Below are 16,512 nucleotides of genomic sequence, written 5' to 3'. Positions count from 1 at the left end.
CCGCGACCACCCACTCCCGGGCGGCCTCCCGGCCCCTACCTAGTGACCTGAGTCGGAGATTCATCGTTGGTTGGGTATGAGTCGTCCAGGTCCGAAGATTCCGCCGTTGTCGCTGACTGATGCCCAGCGGGATGTGCTGGAGGGCTGGGTGCGTCGTCGCTCGACAGCCCAGTCCCTGGCTCAGCGCTCGAGGATCATTCTGGAGTGCGCCGAGGGGCACTCGATCATGGAGGTCTCACGCCGGCTTGGTGTCACCGCTGACATGGTCCGCACCTGGCGGCGGCGCTTCCTGGAACGTGGTCTGGACGGCTTGTCCGACGAGCCGCGACCCGGTGTCCCTCGGAAGATCACCGACGCGGACGTCGAGCGTGTCATCGTCAAAACGCTCGAGGAGAAGCCGAAGAACGCCACCCACTGGTCGACCAGGTCGATGGCGGCGGCCACGGGCATGTCCCAGTCGACCATCTCGCGGATCTGGCGGGCGTTCGCGCTGGCCCCGCACCGGTCACAGACGTTCAAGCTGTCCACCGATCCGCTGTTCATCGACAAGGTCCGTGACGTGGTGGGTCTGTACTTGGACCCGCCGGAGAAGGCCCTGGTGCTGTGTGTGGACGAGAAGTCGCAGATCCAGGCCCTGGACCGGTCCCAGCCCGTGCTGCCGATGGTTCCCGGGCTTCCCGAACGCCGCAGTCATGACTACGTCCGTGCCGGCACCACCACTCTGTTCGCTGCCCTGGAAGTCGCCACGGGGAAGGTGATCGGCTCACTGCACCGGCGGCACCGGGCCGTCGAGTTCAAGAAGTTCCTCACCAAGCTGGACAAGGAAGTACCCGCTGAACTCGACGTGCACCTCATCCTGGACAACTACGTCACCCACAAGACGCCCGCCGTCAAGAAGTGGCTGCTGGCACATCCCCGCTTCCACCTGCACTTCACGCCGACCAGTGCGTCCTGGCTGAACCTGGTGGAGCGGTGGTTCGCCGAGCTCACCCAGAAGAAGCCCAAGCGCGGCGTCCACCGCTCCGTCCAGGCCCTCGAACGCGACATCCGCAGCTGGCTCGCCGACTGGAACGACCACCCCAGGCCGTTCGTCTGGACGAAGACCGCCGACGAGATCCTCGACAAAGTCGCCGCCTACTGCCGACAAATCTCTGACTCAGGTCACTAGGGTCTGTCGTTTGGATCAGGTCGGCTGGGAGACGCAGCGCTTCTCAGCCCACCCGAGCGGGGGGGGGGGGGGCGGCGACGCGGAGCGTCGACAACCGATGCCAACGCAGCAGATGTGCGTGCCCCGCCCCGCGAAACCGACATGATCCAAACGACAGGGCCTAGTGCCCCGACGTCGCCTTCAACCCCACCACGGCCACCACCAGCAGACAGACGAAGAAGATCCGGGCCGCGGTCACCGGCTCACCCAGCACCACCATCCCCAGCACCGCCGCCCCGGCCGCACCGATCCCCACCCACACGCCGTACGCCGTACCGATTGGCAGCGTACGAGCGGCGTACGACAGCAACAGCATGCTGCTCACGATGCCCGCACCGGTCAGGACACTGGGCACGAGCCGGGTGAAACCATCGGTGTACTTCATCCCGACCGCCCAGCCCACCTCCAGCAGACCGGCGACGACAAGCAGAACCCAGGCCATGACAGGCACCTCCGGGACACGAACGGAAACGGGGGTGCGTCGTCTTTGCCTTCACCCCGGTACGGCGCGTCTCGTCGGGGCCCCTGAGGGACCACCCACCCTAGCCGCAAAACCCGAAAAAGGGCTGGTGACCATGGTCACCAGCCCCTTCTCCCATCGAACTACAGGTACAAGCCGGTCGAATCCTCGGAACCCTCGAACCGGTCCGCGGCCACCGCGTGCAGATCACGCTCCCGCATGAGCACATACGCCGTCCCCCGGACCTCGACCTCCGCCCGGTCCTCCGGATCGAACAGCACCCGGTCACCCGGCTCCACGGTCCGTACGTTCTGCCCCACCGCGACCACCTCGGCCCAGGCCAGCCTCCGGCCCACCGCCGCCGTCGCGGGAATCAGGATGCCGCCCCCGGAACGCCGCTCACCCTCACTGGTGTCCTGCCGCACGAGGACGCGGTCGTGCAGCATCCGGATGGGCAGCTTGTCGTCCTGGGAACTGTGCTCGTGTCTCTTCGCGCTCACGTCAGAAACCTACCTGCACTCGCGGCGAACGTGGGCGGGCGGGGTCAGCGCCGACGCCGCCGGGACCCCAGGGCCACCAGCCCCACGAGCCCGACGACCAGCAACGCCACCGGCACGACCCGCTCCAGCCGCGGCGAGCCCTCCTCGTCCACGAACTGCGCCTTGACGTCGCTCACCACACGGTTGACCCCGACGTACGCCCGCCCGAGCGTGTGGTCCACGTTGGACACGACCTTGGCCTTCGCATCCCCCATGATCGTCTTCGGGTGCACCCGCACACCGATCTCGTCCAGGGTCTCGGCCAGCACCGCACGACGGCGCTTGATGTCCGCCTCGATCTGCGCCGGGGTTCTGGTGTCCGCCGTGTCCGCCACCGTGTCGCCTCCGAAATCCGCTGATACCTGTGCCGCACAGTCTGTCAGCTCCACGCCGCCCCGCACGGTCAGGACCCCCGGTTACCCTCGATCCCGGCACCCGATCCACGCAGCGCGCACGTACGAGGAGAACCGGACCGATGAGCGAACGCCTCCAGCCCGGGGACGAGGCCCCCGCCTTCACCCTGCCCGACGCCGACGGCAAGGAGGTGTCCCTGGCCGACCACAAGGGCCGCAAGGTCATCGTCTACTTCTACCCCGCCGCCCTCACGCCCGGCTGCACCAAGCAGGCCTGCGACTTCACCGACAACCTCGAGCTGCTGGCGGGCGCCGGCTACGACGTGATCGGCATCTCCCCCGACAAGCCCGAGAAGCTCGCCAAGTTCCGCGAGAAGGAGTCCCTGAAGGTCACCCTCCTCGCCGACCCCGACAAGCAGGTCCTGGAGGCGTACGGCGCCTTCGGCGAGAAGAAGCTCTACGGCAAGACGGTGACCGGCGTCATCCGCTCCACGGTCGTCGTCGACGAGAACGGCAAGGTCGAGCGCGCCCTCTACAACGTCAAGGCGACCGGCCACGTAGCCAAGATCATCAGAGATCTCGGCGTCTGAGGCACGCCCCTCCGGAACGGCCCCTACCGGACTGCCGGCAGGGGCCGTTCCGTTTTTCGTACGTGACCGTCCGATATCCGGCTCGTTACTCCGTACGAGCCCACGAACGGGTGACCGAGACACGGAGGGGGTCCGATGGGGGCAGGCGCGTACGGCAGGGAGCGGCTGGAGGAAGCGGCCCGGGAGGCACGGACGTTGTCGGAGGCGTTGGTGCGGTTGGGCGTGGATCCGCGGAGTTCGACACGGGCGTACATCCGGGAGCGAATGAGGCGCCTCGGAGTGGACACGTCCCACTTCGAGCAGGAGGGAGTCAAGTGGACCAGGGACATCCTCCAAGCGGCGGTCGCGGCGTCGACGAACATGTGTGAGGTACTGCGCCACCTCGGTCTCGATGTCGTCGGCGGCCACCACACCCACATCAGCCGCCGCATCAAGGCGTACGGGATCGACACATCCCACTTCGGGGCGCCTTCCCGCCGCGCCCGGAACGCGAAGAGCCTCCTCGTCGAGCAACCACCCGCCCGAGCCAGGCGCATCGACGGAAGCCGCCTGAAGCGGGCAATGATCGGAGAAGGTACGGACAACCGCTGCGCCTCGTGCGGCATCGAAGCCATGTGGCGGGGAGAGCCCTTGCCGCTCGAGGTCGACCACATCGACGGCAACTGGCGGAACAACCGGCTCGAGAACCTGCGATTGCTGTGCCCCAACTGTCACGCCATTACCAGCACCTGGTGCAGGGGCGGGAACCGGCGTGGACGATCAGCTCAGCACGGGTAGCATTGCCCCGCACGCGGCCGTTGCTGAATGGTATAAGCAGAGGTTTTAGGTGCCTCGGGGCATTTGCCCATGTGGGTTCGACTCCCATCGGCCGCACACGCAGAGGGGTCGCCGTGCGGGCGACCCCTCTCCCATGCTCAGCCCAACAGCTCCCGTACCACCGGTACCAGGGCGCGGAAGGCCTTGCCGCGGTGGCTGATGGCGTTCTTCTCGGCCGGGGTCAGTTCGGCGCAGGTGCGGGTGTCGTTCTCCGGCTGGAGGATCGGGTCGTAGCCGAAGCCGTTGGTGCCGGACGGTTCCCTGCGCAGGACGCCCCTCAACTGGCCCTCGACCACGCGCTCCGTGCCGTCCGGGAGCGCCAGGGCCGCCGCGCAGGCGAAGTGGGCGCCGCGGTGCTCGTCGGCGATGTCGGACAGCTGGGCCAGCAGCAGGTCGAGGTTGGCCTTGTCGTCGCCGTGGCGGCCGGCCCAGCGGGCGGAGAAGATGCCGGGGGCGCCGTTCAGGACGTCGACGCAGAGGCCGGAGTCGTCGGCGACGGCGGGGAGGCCGGTGGCGCGGGCGAGGGCGTGGGCCTTGAGGAGGGCGTTCTCGGCGAACGTGGTGCCGGTTTCCTTGACGTCGGGGACGTCGGGGTAGGCGTCGGCGCCGACGAGTTCGTGGGGCAGTCCCGCGTCGGCGAGGATCGCCCGGAGTTCGGTGATCTTTCCGGCGTTGCGGGTGGCGAGGATCAGGCGGGTCATGGGCCCAGTATCCCCGGGCCCATGGTCCGGTCCTTACGGCGTGCAGACCTTCGTCAGTTCGCCGGCCGCGTCGGTGACCGGGCTGATGTCGGGGGTTTCATCGCCGTTCTCGATGGAGGTGCGGACGTTGCCGACGGCCTTCTCGAGGTCGTCGACGGCCTTGCTGACGTCGGCGTTGTCGGTCTTGTCGCCGATCTCGCCGAGGTTCTTGTCGATGTTGTCGAGGGATTCCTCGAGCTGGGTGACGTCGTTCGACGCGCTTTCGACGGCCTGCTGCATGTCCGTCACGCTGTCGGCGATGGCGTCGGCGGTCTGGACGCAGTCCAGTGCCTTGTCGACGGCGTCGCAGCCGGTGGTGAGTCCGGCGGTCAGCGCGACGGCCGCCAGGGTGGCGGCGACGGCTGTGGTGCGGCGTCGGCGGCTCGCGCCCATGGAACGGTCCCTCCCTCGTCGGGCCGGTCGGCCCGGTTCGTTGGCCGGGCGCCCGGGGTTGAGCCGTGCGCCCGTACTCCTTCAGACGCGGTGGCGGCCGGCGCGGTTGCTCCGCGTCGGCCACCTGTCTTGGTGCGTCCTTTACCTTTCGAGGACGGTATCAAGTGCCGTGCGCTGGGCGGCGGCGAGTTCGGTGCAGCCGGTGACGGCGAGGTCGAGGAGGGCGTTGAGTTCGTCGCGGGCGAAGGGTTCGGCCTCGGCGGTGCCCTGGACTTCGACGAAGCGGCCGTCGCCGGTGCAGACGACGTTCATGTCGGTGTCGGCCTTGACGTCTTCCTCGTAGCAGAGGTCGAGGAGGGGGACGCCGGCGACGATGCCGACGGACACGGCGCTGACGGTGCCGGTGAGGGGCTGGCGGCCGGGGCGGATGAGTTTCCTGCCCTGGGCCCAGGCGACGGCGTCGGCGAGGGCGACGTAGGCGCCGGTGATGGCGGCGGTGCGGGTGCCGCCGTCGGCCTGGAGGACGTCGCAGTCGAGGACGACGGTGTTCTCGCCGAGGGCCTTGTAGTCGATGACGGCGCGCAGGGAGCGTCCGATGAGGCGGCTGATCTCGTGGGTGCGGCCGCCGATGCGGCCCTTGACGGACTCGCGGTCGCCGCGGGTGTTGGTGGCGCGGGGCAGCATCGCGTACTCGGCGGTGACCCAGCCTTCGCCGCTGCCCTTGCGCCAGCGGGGGACGCCTTCGGTGACGGAGGCGGTGCACAGCACCTTGGTGTCGCCGAAGGAGACGAGGACGGAGCCTTCGGCGTGCTTGCTCCAGCCGCGTTCGATGGTGACCGGGCGGAGTTGATCAGGGGTGCGGCCGTCGATTCGAGACATGGTGTCGAGCCTATCCGTAGCCGTGAACGGGGCCCCTGCCGCGGTGGGAAGGGGCCCCGAAGGTGTGGCCGTGACGGATGGGGATCACGCGGATCGCACGGATCACGGGGGATCACCGGTCGCCGGTCACCGCCTCACCGGTCGTCGGCTCACGAGTCGACGGCTCACGAGTCGACGGCTCACCGGCTCACATCATGTCTTCGATCTCGGCCGCGATCGGGTCGGCGTCGGTGCCGATGACGACCTGGATGGCGCTGCCCATCTTCACGACGCCGTGGGCGCCGGCGGCCTTGAGGGCGGCCTCGTCGACCTTGGCGGGGTCCACGACCTCGGTGCGGAGGCGGGTGATGCAGCCCTCGACCTCTTCGATGTTGTCGATGCCGCCGAGCCCGGCAACGATCTTCTCAGCCTTGGTGGCCATGTTCGTTCTCCCTGATCCGAACCGCTTTGTCGCAGTAACCCACAGTTGGCCCATCTTTGCGAGCGGTCATGTCGTGGGTGCCGAATGATGGCGTCACGACAGCGGAACCGTCCCCGCGACTGGTCTACACCAGAGGGCGGACTGCCGCCAAACCCGTCGTCATCGTCTTCCGCGAGGGGACCGCATGAGTGCCGAGAGTCCCGCCGGCGCCGAGCGTGCGGCCGGTCCGGCCCGTGAGCGCTGGAACCGGTTGTTCCAGGGGCTGCAGAAGATGGGGCGCAGCCTTCAGCTGCCGATCGCGGTGCTGCCGGCGGCGGGCATCCTGAACCGGCTGGGCCAGCCCGACGTGTTCGGTGACGAGGGTCTGGGCTGGACGAACGTGTCCAAGGTGATGACGGGCGCGGGCGGTGCGCTGCTGGACGGTTCGCTGGGGCTGCCGCTGCTGTTCTGCGTGGGTGTGGCCATCGGCATGGCGAAGAAGGCGGACGGTTCGACGGCGCTGGCGGCGGTGGCGGGCTTCCTCGTCTATTTCAATGTGCTGCGCCAGTTCCCGGAGGACTGTCCGGATGGTTCGCGGGCGGTGCCGACCGTGGGGTGCCAGGTGGCGGACGGCACGGTGACGGCGTTCACGTACCAGAATCCGGGGGTGTTCGGCGGGATCGTGATCGGGCTGATGTCGGCGTACTTCTGGCAGCGGTTCCACCGGACGCGGCTGGTGGACTGGCTGGGTTTCTTCAACGGCCGCCGGCTGGTGCCGATCGTCATGGCGTTCGCGGCGATCGTGTTCGCGGCGCTGTGCCTGTGGGTGTGGCCGCCGGTGGGTGACGCGCTGGAGAGCTTCAGCGACTGGATGAGCGGTCTGGGCGCGTGGGGTGCGGGTGTGTTCGGGATCGCGAACCGGGCGTTGTTGGTGGTGGGGCTGCACCAGTTCCTGAACGTGCCCATCTGGTTCCAGTTCGGCAGTTACACGAAGCCGGACGGTTCGGTGGTGCACGGTGACATCAACATGTTCCTGGCGGGTGATCCGGATGCGGGGCAGTTCCTCTCCGGGTTCTTCCCGATCATGATGTTCGCGCTGCCGGCGGCGGCGTTGGCGATCACGCACTGTGCGCGGCCGGCCCGGCGCAAGGAGGTCGGCGGTCTGATGCTGTCGGTGGCCCTGACGTCGTTCGTCACGGGGATCACGGAGCCGATCGAGTACTCGTTCCTGTTCATCGCGCCGTTGTTGTACGCGGTGCACGCGGTGCTGACGGGGGTGTCGATGGCGGTGACGTGGGGGCTGGGGGTGCGCGACGGGTTCAGTTTCTCGGCGGGGCTGATCGACTACGTCATCAACTGGAATCTGGCGACCCGGCCGTGGGCGGTGATTCCGATCGGGCTGTGCTTCGCGGTGGTGTACTACGCGGTCTTCCGGTTCGCGATCACGAAGTTCGATCTGAAGACTCCGGGGCGGGAGCCGGAGGAGGAGGTCGAGGACGCGACGAAGGCGTGACCTCTTAGGGTGGGGGTGGCTGTGGAAGCCCTCGGATCCGTGCGGTCCGGGGGCTTTTCGCTGTGCCCGGGGAGGGTTCCGTTTCACGGTGGCGGGCAGGCACGGTGCGTAGCCCTGCGGTAGCAGGATTCGCGGGTTCCTTACGCGGCCTTCATCGTGCTACAAACAGGTCTACACCAGTAGTGGTGTAGACCACCACCGATGGAGGAAGTATGAGCTCCGCCACCGCCTCGGCGGCTCCCGCGAAGAAGCGGGGATCCGGCCTGTTCCAGGGTCTGCAGAAGGTCGGCCGCAGCCTGCAGCTGCCCATCGCCGTGTTGCCGGCGGCGGGCATCCTGCTGCGTCTGGGCCAGACGGACGTGCAGGACAAGCTGAACCTGCCCGACAAGGTCACCGCGGTGTTCGCCACGGCGGGCGGCGCGATCTTCGACAACCTGCCGATGCTGTTCTGCATCGGTGTCGCGATCGGCTTCGCCAAGAAGGCCGACGGCTCCACGGCGCTCGCCGCCCTCGTCGGCTTCCTGGTCTACAGCAACGTCCTGAAGGCCTTCCCGGTCACCGAGGCGAAGGTGCAGGACGGCGCGGACATAGCCGCGACCTACAACAACCCCGGTGTCCTCGGCGGCATCCTGATGGGTCTGCTGGCCGCGGTCCTGTGGCAGCGGTACCACCGCAAGAAGCTGGTGGACTGGCTGGGCTTCTTCAACGGCCGCCGACTCGTCCCGATCATCATGGCCTTCGTCGGCACGGCGATGGGTGTCTTCTTCGGTCTGGTCTGGGAGCCGATCGGCGAGGTCATCTCCGACGCCGGTGAGTGGATCACCGGTCTGGGCGCCGCGGGTGCCGGTCTGTTCGGTCTGATCAACCGCGCGCTGATCCCGGTCGGCATGCACCAGTTCGTCAACACGGTCTCCTGGTTCCAGATCGGTGACTTCACCAACGCCGCCGGCGAGGTCGTCCACGGTGACCTGAACCGGTTCTTCGCCGGTGACCCCGACGCCGGTCAGTTCATGTCGGGCTTCTTCCCGATCATGATGTTCGGTCTGCCGGCCGCCGCCATCGCCATCGCGCACGCCGCCCGTCCGGAGCGCCGCAAGGCCGTGATGGGCATGATGGTCTCCCTCGCGCTGACGTCCTTCGTGACCGGTGTGACCGAGCCGATCGAGTTCGCGTTCATGTTCATCGCGCCGGCGCTGTACGTGATCCACGCGGTGCTCACCGCCCTGTCCATGGCGATCACCTGGGCGCTCGGGGTGCACGCGGGCTTCACCTTCTCGGCGGGCGCCATCGACTACGCGCTCAACTGGAGTCTGGCGACCAAGCCATGGCTGATCATCCCGATCGGTCTGGTCTTCGCGGCGGTGTACTACGTCCTCTTCCGCTTCGCCATCACCAAGTTCAACCTGCCGACCCCGGGCCGTGAGCCCGAGGAGGAGGTCGAGGACGCCACGAAGGCGTGAGCCGTCCTCGTACGACATGACACCGGGGCCCCGGGAGCCGTCACGGCTTCCGGGGCCCTGTTCGTCGCGTCTCAGATCTCGTACGTCGCCCGGGGTGCCGCCAGCCCGACCGGGCCGTCGTACACCGCGCGGGCGTCGGTGAGGTTGACCTGCGGGTCGGTCCACGGGGGGATGTGGGTGAGGATCAGGCGGCGGGCGCGGGCGCGGGCCGCCGTCTCACCCGCCTCGCGGCCGTTGAGGTGCAGGTCGGGGATGTTCTCCTTGCCGTGCGTGAAGGCGGCCTCGCACAGGAAGAGGTCGGCGTCGCGGGCGAGGTCGTCGAGCGCCGGGCTCACGCCGGTGTCGCCGGAGTAGGTCAGCGTCTTCCCACCGTGCTCGATGCGGATGCCGTACGCCTCCACCGGGTGCGCGACGCGCTCGGTGTGCACGAGGAACGGGCCGATCTCGAAGGTGGACGGCTTGACCGTGTGGAAGTCGAAGACCTCGCTCATGGAGGAGGCCGAGGGGGTGTCGGCGTAGGCGGTGGTCAGCCGGTGCTCGGTGCCCTCGGGGCCGTAGACCGGCAGCGGGTCGCAGCGGCCGCCGTCGTGCCGGTAGTAGCGCGCCACGAAATAGGCGCACATGTCGATGCAGTGGTCGGCGTGCAGGTGGCTGAGGAAGATCGCGTCGAGGTCGTAGAGACCGCAGTGGCGCTGCAGCTCGCCCAGGGCGCCGTTGCCCATGTCGAGGAGCAGCCGGAAGCCGTCGGCCTCGACGAGGTAGCTCGAGCAGGCCGATTCCGCGGACGGGAACGACCCCGAGCAGCCGACGACGGTGAGCTTCATGAAGCAGAAACCTCCGCTGGCGGGTGTGGAGAGACGGGGGTCGTGCGGTTTGTCGAGCGTAAGGCGCAAAACCTTTGGTCGCTCCTCCACCAGGGGCCGTTGTGGGCGAACTCACCTGTGCTGTCACCGGTTCGGCTGGAAGGGGCGCGCGCCGGGTCGACAGGGGGCGCGCGGGAGTGAGGGCGCGCCGGTCGGGCCCGGACGGGCGGGAGGATCCGGACGTGCGGGAGGGACCGGACGTGCGGAGGGACCGGACGTGCGGGAGGACCAGACGTGCCGGGGCCGGACCGTGCGGGAGGGACCGGACGTGCGAGAGGGACCGGACGTGCGAGAGGACCAGACGTGCCGGGGGCCGGACCGTGCGGGAGGGACCGGACGTGCCGGGGGCCGGACCGTGCGGGAGGGGCCGGACCGGCGGTCGGGCCTGTGCGTGCGACAGTGCCCGGACGTGCGGAAGGGGCCGGAGTTCCGCTCCGGCCCCTTCCGTACGTGAGGTGCTGCTCGTCGTGCGAGGTGCGCTACGCCCAGAGCTGGCCCTGGAGCGTCTCGATGGCCTCTTCGGTGGTCGCGGCGGTGTAGACGCCGGTCGAGAGGTACTTCCAGCCGCCGTCGGCGACGACGAAGACCACGTCGGCGGACTCGCCGGCCTTCTGCGCCTTCTTCGCCACGCCGATCGCCGCGTGCAGGGCGGCGCCGGTGGAGACGCCCGCGAAGATGCCCTCCTGCTGGAGGAGTTCACGGGTGCGGGTGACGGCGTCCGCCGAGCCGACGGAGAACCGGGTCGTCAGCACGGAGGCGTCGTACAGCTCGGGCACGAAGCCCTCGTCGAGGTTGCGCAGGCCGTAGACGAGGTCGTCGTAGCGGGGTTCGGCGGCGACGATCTTCACGTCGGGCTTGTGCTCGCGCAGGTAGCGGCCGACGCCCATGAGCGTGCCGGTGGTGCCGAGTCCGGCCACGAAGTGCGTGATGGAGGGCAGGTCGGCGAGGATCTCGGGGCCGGTGCCCGCGTAGTGCGCGCCGGCGTTGTCCGGGTTGCCGTACTGGTAGAGCATCACCCAGTCCGGGTGCTCGGCGGACAGCTCCTTGGCGACGCGTACGGCGGTGTTGGAGCCGCCCCCGGCCGGCGAGGAGATGATCTCCGCGCCCCACATGCCGAGCAGGTCGCGGCGCTCCTGCGAGGTGTTCTCGGGCATCACGCACACCATGCGGTAGCCCTTGAGCTTGGCCGCCATGGCGAGCGAGATGCCGGTGTTGCCGGAGGTCGGTTCGAGGATCGTGCAGCCCGGGGTGAGGCGGCCGTCCTTCTCCGCCTGCTCGATCATGAACAGGGCCGGACGGTCCTTGATCGAACCGGTGGGGTTGCGGTCCTCCAGCTTGGCCCAGATGCGGACGTCGGCGGACGGCGAGAGCCGCGGCAGGCGCACCAGCGGGGTGTTGCCGACCGCGGCCAGCGGGGAGTCGTACCGCATCGCCGTCAGGCCATACCGCCGGCCACGGCCGGCAGGATCGTGATGCTGTCCCCGTCGGACAGCTTGGTCTTGATGCCGTCCAGGAAGCGGACGTCCTCGTCGTTCAGGTAGACGTTGACGAAGCGGCGCAGCTGGTCGCCGTCCACGATGCGGGCCTGGATGCCCGCATGCCGGGTCTCGAGGTCGGCGAAGAGCTCGGCGAGGGTGTCCCCGGTGCCCTCCACCGCCTTCTGGCCGTCGGTGTACTGGCGGAGGATGGTCGGGATGCGGACCTCGATGGCCATGGCTGAGGGCTCCTGTCGGAAGAGTCTGTCGTGGGTTCGGTGGGCGTGCTCGGGCACGCGGCAGTTCGCCGCGGCTCACGGCCCACGGCGTCAGCGGAAGATCAACAGATGGCGCTGTTCAGCCTGCAGAGATCGACGTGCAGCCGCGCCACGAGCAGCGTGCTCCGCGCCTTGTCGCCCACGTCGAGAAGAACCATGGGGTCATCGTATCGATTCCCCGACCGCCCTCCGGAGTGTGATCTCACCCTTCGGACACCCTCCTTCCGTCATACGGGATGGCCTGCCGGATCGCCGGGTCAGTACGCGTCGACGACCTTGACCTCTTCCTCGGTGACCTGGCCGTCGAGGATGCGGAACGAGCGGAACTGGAACTCGCCGGCGCCGTCGGTGTCGGCGGTGGAGACCAGGACGTAGTGGGCGCCGGGCTCGTTGGCGTAGGAGATGTCGGTGCGCGAGGGGTAGGCCTCGGTGGCGGTGTGGGAGTGGTAGATGACCACCGGCTCCTCGTCGTTGTCGTCCATCTCCCGGTACAGCTTCAGCAGGTCCTGGGAGTCGAACTCGTAGAAGGTGGGCGAGCGGGCCGCGTTCAGCATGGGGATGAAGCGCTCGGGGCGGCCTGCGCCCACGGGTCCCGCCACCACGCCGCACGCCTCGTCGGGGTGGTCCTGGCGCGCGTGGGCGACGATCCGGTCGTACAGGGCCTGGGTGATGGTCAGCATGTGGGTCAGGATAAGCAGACGGGCTGTCCCGTACCGAGGGGTGGTACGGAACAGCCCGTAATGCGGACAGCTTGCGCGGTGGGCGCGGGAAGTGCCCGGAGGACTCCCCGCGGCCGGGTCGACCGCGGCGGGTGCGGAGGCTAGCCGCCGACCTTCTCGAACTCGTTCTCGCCGCGCTGCGTGACCTGCGGGTTGCGGTTCTTGAGGACCGCCCAGCCGATGCCGAGGGCGATGGCCCAGCCGGCCATCACGTACAGGCAGATCCTGGCGTCCGCGTCGTAGGCGATCAGGCCGGTGACGAAGAGCAGGAAGGCGATGGCGATGTAGGAGCAGACCGAGCCGCCGGGCGCCGGGAAGGACGAGGCGGGCAGCCGGCCCGCGACGACCTGGCGGCGGTAGAGGACGTGGCTGATCAGGATCATCAGCCAGGTCCAGATGCCGGCCGCGGTGGCGACGGAGGTGACGTAGCCGAAGGCCTTCTCCGGGACGGTGTAGTTCAGGACGACGCCGATGCCCATGAAGATCACCGAGATGCCGATGCCGAGCGCCGGCGTCTTGGTGGAGGACAGCCGCTGGAAGACGCGCGGGGCCTCGCCGTTGTCGGCCAGGGTGCGCAGCATGCGGCCCGTGGAGTACATGCCCGAGTTGCAGGACGACAGGGCCGCGGTCAGCACGACGAAGTTGACGATGCCGGCGCCGGCCGGGATGCCGATGACCGCGAACGCCTTCACGAACGGGCTGGCGCCGTCGGAGAACTCGGTCCACTTGACGACGCACAGGATGACGGTGAGGGCACCGACGTAGAACAGGGCGATGCGCCAGGGCAGGGTGTTGATCGCCTTGGGGAGGGTCTTCTCCGGGTTCTCCGACTCACCGGCCGTGACACCGACCAGCTCGACGGCGAGGTAGGCGAACATGACGCCCTGGAGGGTCATCAGGGACGAGCCGATGCCCTTGGGGAAGAAGCCGTCGAAGGCCCACAGGTTGGAGACGGCGGCGGTGTCGCCGGCCTGGCTGAAGCCGAAGGTGAGGACGCCGAGGCCGATCACGATCATGCCGATGATGGCCGTGACCTTGACCATCGAGAACCAGAATTCGATCTCGCCGAACAGTTTCACCGAGATCAGGTTGGCGCCGAACAGCACGATCAGGAAGACCAGCGCCGAGACCCACTGCGGGATCTCCGGGAACCAGTAGTTGATGTAGATGGCCGCGGCGGTGAGTTCCGCCATGCCGGTGACCACCCACATCAGCCAGTACGTCCAGCCGGTGAAGTAGCCGAAGAACGGGCCGAGGAACTCGCGCGAGTACTCGGCGAAGGAGCCCGAGACGGGGCGGTAGAGCAGGAGCTCGCCGAGCGCCCGCATGATGAAGAAGATGATCACGCCGGCGAGGGCGTACATGACGATCAGGCTGGGTCCGGCCTTGGCGATGTTCGCCCCGGCTCCCAGGAAGAGCCCGACGCCGATGGCGCCGCCGATCGCGATCATCTGGACCTGACGACTGTTGAGCCCGCGCTCGTACCCCTCCTCGGGTACGGACTCCGTGTCGACCTGCGGTGAGGCCATGTGTGTGCGCCTTTCTCCATGCCGACCCGGGCCGGTGTCGGCCGCGGACCGTTTCTCGATCCCCCCGGACTGATGGAGCGGGGCGGACACCTGGAGCCCGCCCGTGCCTGGCCGGCGGTCGCCGGCTCGGTGGCGCACCCGGCGGAACATAAGGGTGGTGTTCGCCGGGCGGTCGTGAAGATTTATCACGGCCGCCACACTGATCAAACGGCCCGTTTGTGGCGCACACCACAAGGAGAAGCGGACAAAGTGTGTCTGGGGCGCCATAGATGGCGGGCGCGGTGACAGGATCGTTATCCGGATTTGAGCGTCCGTTGAGCGAACACCTGTCGCACCGGAAGCGGCGCCCGCAGAGCGCGAGGGGCCTGCCCGTACCGGTGATGGTACGGGCAGGCCCCTGACCGCGCGGATGCGCCCCCTGGCGAGCCTCACAGGCTCCTGGCGGCCTCCGCGGCGCTCGCCCCGGCCTCGACGTCCCCGCCCGCCCGGCGTCGGCGGACGAACTCCAGGAAGGAGTGCAGTTCCCGCTTCACCACCGGGGCCAGCAGGTAGAGGCCGATGATGTTGAAGACCGAGAGCAGGAACAGGGCCGAGTCGGCGAGGCTGATCAGCGAGTCGAGGGAGAGCAGCGAGCCCGCGACGACGAACACGCTCCAGATCACCTTGAACGTCGTCTCACTGGCCCGGCTCCGGCCGAAGAGGTACGACCACGCCTTGAGGCCGTAGTAACCCCAGGTCAGGATCGTGGAGAAGGCGAACAGCAGCACCGCGACGGTCAGCAGGTTCGGGAACCAGGGCAGCACGGTGGCGAAGGCGTCGGAGGTGATGGTGACCCCGCCGATGCTCTCGCCGGCGCGGGCCTCGTCCCAGCTGGCGGGGGCGGCGATGACGATGGTCAGCGCGGTCATGGTGCAGATGACGACCGTGTCGATGAACGGCTCCAGCAGCGCGACCAGGCCCTCGCTGGCGGGGTGCTTCGTCTTCACCGCGGAGTGGGCGATGGGCGCGGAGCCGAGGCCGGCCTCGTTGGAGAAGGCTGCCCGCTGGAAACCGACGATCAGGGCGCCGATCACACCGCCCGCGACACCGTCGGCCTCGAAGGCGCCCTGGAACACGGTGCCTATGGCGTCGGGCACCGCGGTGACGTTGGTCAGGATGACGATCAGGCAGGCCACGATGTACATGATCGCCATGGCCGGGACCAGTCGGCTGGTCACCGAGGCGATGGACCGGATGCCGCCGAGCAGCACCAGGCCCACCAGTGCGGCGACGACCAGGCCGAACAGCACGGCACCGGCCGACGAGGCCAGGAAGCCGTCCTCGCCGCCGAAGGTCGAGGAGATCTGCGCGTAGCTCTGGTTGGTCTGGAACAGGTTGCCGCCGAACAGACCGAAGAAGAGGATCATGATCGAGGCCAGCACGGCGAGCACCTTGCCGAGCCTGGCGCCGCCGCTGCCGAAGCGCTCGGCCAGCCCCTTGGGCAGGTAGTGCATGGGCCCGCCGGAGACGGTGCCGTCCGCGTGCTCCTCCCGGTACTTCACACCGAGGGTGACCTCGACGAACTTGGTGGCCATGCCGAGCAGACCGCAGAGGATCATCCAGAAGGTGGCGCCCGGGCCGCCGATGGACACGGCCACCGCGACACCGGCGATGTTGCCAAGACCCACGGTGCCCGAGACGGCGGCGGTCAGCGCCTGGAAGTGGTTGACCTCGCCGGGCGAGCCGTCCTCGTCGTACTTGCCGCGCACGACGTCGACGGCGAGTTTGAGTTTGCGGGCCTGTAGGAGGCCGAACCACGCGGTGAAGACGAGACCCGCGACCACGAGCCAGGCGACGATGAGCGGCAGCTCGGTGCCGCCGACGGGGACGGTGTAGAAGACGATGTCGCCGACCGTGGTGGCGACGGGATCGAAGAAATCGCTGACGGCGTCGTCGATGGACTGGGTGATGGAGTCGAGTGACATCGAACTTCCTCGGTGGTGCGGGGACAACCTGACTGGGCGCGGCGGAGCGGGGGCGGCACGGCGGCGCCATGTCCCGTTCGGCGACGGCGGTGGGGGCGCCGGCCCGGGAACCGGGTCGACAGCTCTCGTGTCGTTTCTGGTCCTGCACACCGGCGGGTGACCGGTCGGCTTGCTCAGGCCGACCGGTCGGCCGCAAGCGAGTTGCCGATTTTTACCACGCGTTTACCGCCTCTTTGAGTGACGCAGGTCACAGAAGACCGCCCCTGCGACACAAAGCCGCAGGGGCGGTGACGGGATCGTTATGCGGACTTGAGGTTCCTCTGAGCGAACCGAT

The 16,512-nt window shown here is 68.5% G+C and carries 19 protein-coding genes, 1 tRNA gene and 1 riboswitch; of the genes, 6 read left to right on the top strand and 14 right to left on the bottom strand.

Features of this window, described 5'->3' with window-relative positions:
• Window positions 1-76 precede the first annotated feature (76 nt).
• Window positions 77-1,168, top strand: coding sequence for an IS630 family transposase (locus FGW31_RS21590; RefSeq protein ID WP_142195112.1), 1,092 nt, complete (start codon window positions 77-79; stop codon window positions 1,166-1,168).
• Between the two features lie 160 nt (window positions 1,169-1,328).
• Here FGW31_RS21590 and FGW31_RS21585 read toward each other — a convergent pair whose 3' ends face one another.
• The 3 genes from FGW31_RS21585 to FGW31_RS21575 form a co-directional block, all read right to left on the bottom strand.
• On the bottom strand, window positions 1,329-1,649 hold the full coding sequence (locus FGW31_RS21585) for a DMT family transporter (RefSeq protein WP_142195111.1): 321 nt from the start codon (window positions 1,647-1,649) through the stop codon (window positions 1,329-1,331).
• A 33-nt stretch (window positions 1,650-1,682) separates the two neighbouring features.
• A riboswitch (guanidine-III (ykkC-III) riboswitch) is annotated at window positions 1,683-1,746 on the bottom strand.
• 64 nt (window positions 1,747-1,810) lie between these two features.
• The gene (locus FGW31_RS21580) at window positions 1,811-2,167 is read right to left on the bottom strand and encodes a GroES family chaperonin (protein ID WP_142195110.1); all 357 of its coding nucleotides are present in this window, start codon (window positions 2,165-2,167) and stop codon (window positions 1,811-1,813) included.
• A 44-nt stretch (window positions 2,168-2,211) separates the two neighbouring features.
• Window positions 2,212-2,541: a DUF3618 domain-containing protein gene (locus FGW31_RS21575; protein WP_142195109.1), complete on the bottom strand. Its 330-nt coding sequence runs from the start codon at window positions 2,539-2,541 to the stop codon at window positions 2,212-2,214.
• A 140-nt stretch (window positions 2,542-2,681) separates the two neighbouring features.
• Here FGW31_RS21575 and bcp point away from each other — a divergent pair, with 140 nt between their 5' ends.
• The 3 genes from bcp (at window position 2,682) to FGW31_RS21560 (ending at window position 4,022) form a co-directional block, all read left to right on the top strand.
• Window positions 2,682-3,149, top strand: coding sequence for a thioredoxin-dependent thiol peroxidase (bcp, locus tag FGW31_RS21570; protein WP_142195108.1), 468 nt, complete (start codon window positions 2,682-2,684; stop codon window positions 3,147-3,149).
• Window positions 3,150-3,284: 135 nt separating this feature from the next.
• Window positions 3,285-3,926, top strand: a complete 642-nt coding sequence (locus FGW31_RS21565) for an HNH endonuclease signature motif containing protein (protein ID WP_142195107.1) — start codon at window positions 3,285-3,287, stop codon at window positions 3,924-3,926.
• Between the two features lie 13 nt (window positions 3,927-3,939).
• A tRNA-Leu gene (locus tag FGW31_RS21560) sits at window positions 3,940-4,022 on the top strand.
• Between the two features lie 41 nt (window positions 4,023-4,063).
• Here the strand turns inward: FGW31_RS21560 and rdgB are convergent.
• The 4 genes from rdgB to FGW31_RS21540 all read right to left on the bottom strand — a co-directional run bounded on the left by rdgB (window position 4,064) and on the right by FGW31_RS21540 (window position 6,398).
• Window positions 4,064-4,666 carry an RdgB/HAM1 family non-canonical purine NTP pyrophosphatase gene (rdgB, locus tag FGW31_RS21555; RefSeq protein ID WP_142195106.1) on the bottom strand — a complete coding sequence of 201 codons (603 nt, stop codon included), beginning with the start codon at window positions 4,664-4,666 and terminating at the stop codon, window positions 4,064-4,066.
• Between the two features lie 33 nt (window positions 4,667-4,699).
• The gene (locus FGW31_RS21550; RefSeq protein ID WP_142195105.1) at window positions 4,700-5,098 is read right to left on the bottom strand and encodes a tropomyosin; all 399 of its coding nucleotides are present in this window, start codon (window positions 5,096-5,098) and stop codon (window positions 4,700-4,702) included.
• 141 nt (window positions 5,099-5,239) lie between these two features.
• Window positions 5,240-5,977 (bottom strand): ribonuclease PH, encoded by a 738-nt coding sequence (gene rph / locus FGW31_RS21545; protein ID WP_142195104.1) that lies wholly within the window; start codon window positions 5,975-5,977, stop codon window positions 5,240-5,242.
• A gap of 187 nt (window positions 5,978-6,164) precedes the next feature.
• Window positions 6,165-6,398 carry a glucose PTS transporter subunit EIIB gene (locus FGW31_RS21540; protein ID WP_030868674.1) on the bottom strand — a complete coding sequence of 78 codons (234 nt, stop codon included), beginning with the start codon at window positions 6,396-6,398 and terminating at the stop codon, window positions 6,165-6,167.
• 184 nt (window positions 6,399-6,582) lie between these two features.
• Here FGW31_RS21540 and FGW31_RS21535 point away from each other — a divergent pair, with 184 nt between their 5' ends.
• Both FGW31_RS21535 and FGW31_RS21530 read left to right on the top strand, forming a co-directional pair.
• A complete protein-coding gene (locus tag FGW31_RS21535) occupies window positions 6,583-7,890 on the top strand; it encodes a PTS transporter subunit EIIC (RefSeq protein WP_142195103.1) in 1,308 nt (435 codons plus the stop codon).
• Between the two features lie 212 nt (window positions 7,891-8,102).
• Window positions 8,103-9,350: a PTS transporter subunit EIIC gene (locus FGW31_RS21530; protein WP_142195102.1), complete on the top strand. Its 1,248-nt coding sequence runs from the start codon at window positions 8,103-8,105 to the stop codon at window positions 9,348-9,350.
• Between the two features lie 71 nt (window positions 9,351-9,421).
• Here FGW31_RS21530 and FGW31_RS21525 read toward each other — a convergent pair whose 3' ends face one another.
• The 7 genes from FGW31_RS21525 to FGW31_RS21495 form a co-directional block, all read right to left on the bottom strand.
• Complete coding sequence (locus tag FGW31_RS21525; protein WP_142195101.1) at window positions 9,422-10,174, bottom strand: MBL fold metallo-hydrolase; 753 nt, start codon at window positions 10,172-10,174, stop codon at window positions 9,422-9,424.
• Between the two features lie 518 nt (window positions 10,175-10,692).
• Window positions 10,693-11,643: a PLP-dependent cysteine synthase family protein gene (locus FGW31_RS21520; RefSeq protein WP_142195100.1), complete on the bottom strand. Its 951-nt coding sequence runs from the start codon at window positions 11,641-11,643 to the stop codon at window positions 10,693-10,695.
• Window positions 11,644-11,648: 5 nt separating this feature from the next.
• Window positions 11,649-11,927, bottom strand: coding sequence for a MoaD/ThiS family protein (locus tag FGW31_RS21515; protein WP_142195099.1), 279 nt, complete (start codon window positions 11,925-11,927; stop codon window positions 11,649-11,651).
• 101 nt (window positions 11,928-12,028) lie between these two features.
• Window positions 12,029-12,124, bottom strand: coding sequence for a putative leader peptide (locus FGW31_RS36110; protein WP_310740016.1), 96 nt, complete (start codon window positions 12,122-12,124; stop codon window positions 12,029-12,031).
• Between the two features lie 99 nt (window positions 12,125-12,223).
• On the bottom strand, window positions 12,224-12,646 hold the full coding sequence (locus FGW31_RS21505; RefSeq protein WP_142195097.1) for a M67 family metallopeptidase: 423 nt from the start codon (window positions 12,644-12,646) through the stop codon (window positions 12,224-12,226).
• A gap of 140 nt (window positions 12,647-12,786) precedes the next feature.
• The gene (locus tag FGW31_RS21500) at window positions 12,787-14,214 is read right to left on the bottom strand and encodes an amino acid permease (protein WP_142195096.1); all 1,428 of its coding nucleotides are present in this window, start codon (window positions 14,212-14,214) and stop codon (window positions 12,787-12,789) included.
• 428 nt (window positions 14,215-14,642) lie between these two features.
• On the bottom strand, window positions 14,643-16,178 hold the full coding sequence (locus FGW31_RS21495; RefSeq protein ID WP_142195095.1) for an alanine/glycine:cation symporter family protein: 1,536 nt from the start codon (window positions 16,176-16,178) through the stop codon (window positions 14,643-14,645).
• Window positions 16,179-16,512 lie beyond the last annotated feature (334 nt).

Source organism: Streptomyces calvus, from assembly GCF_006782915.1.
Classification (GTDB): domain Bacteria; phylum Actinomycetota; class Actinomycetes; order Streptomycetales; family Streptomycetaceae; genus Streptomyces; species Streptomyces calvus.
Note: the sequence above shows the minus strand (reverse complement) of the source record. Positions and strands in the feature narration are given on the sequence as shown.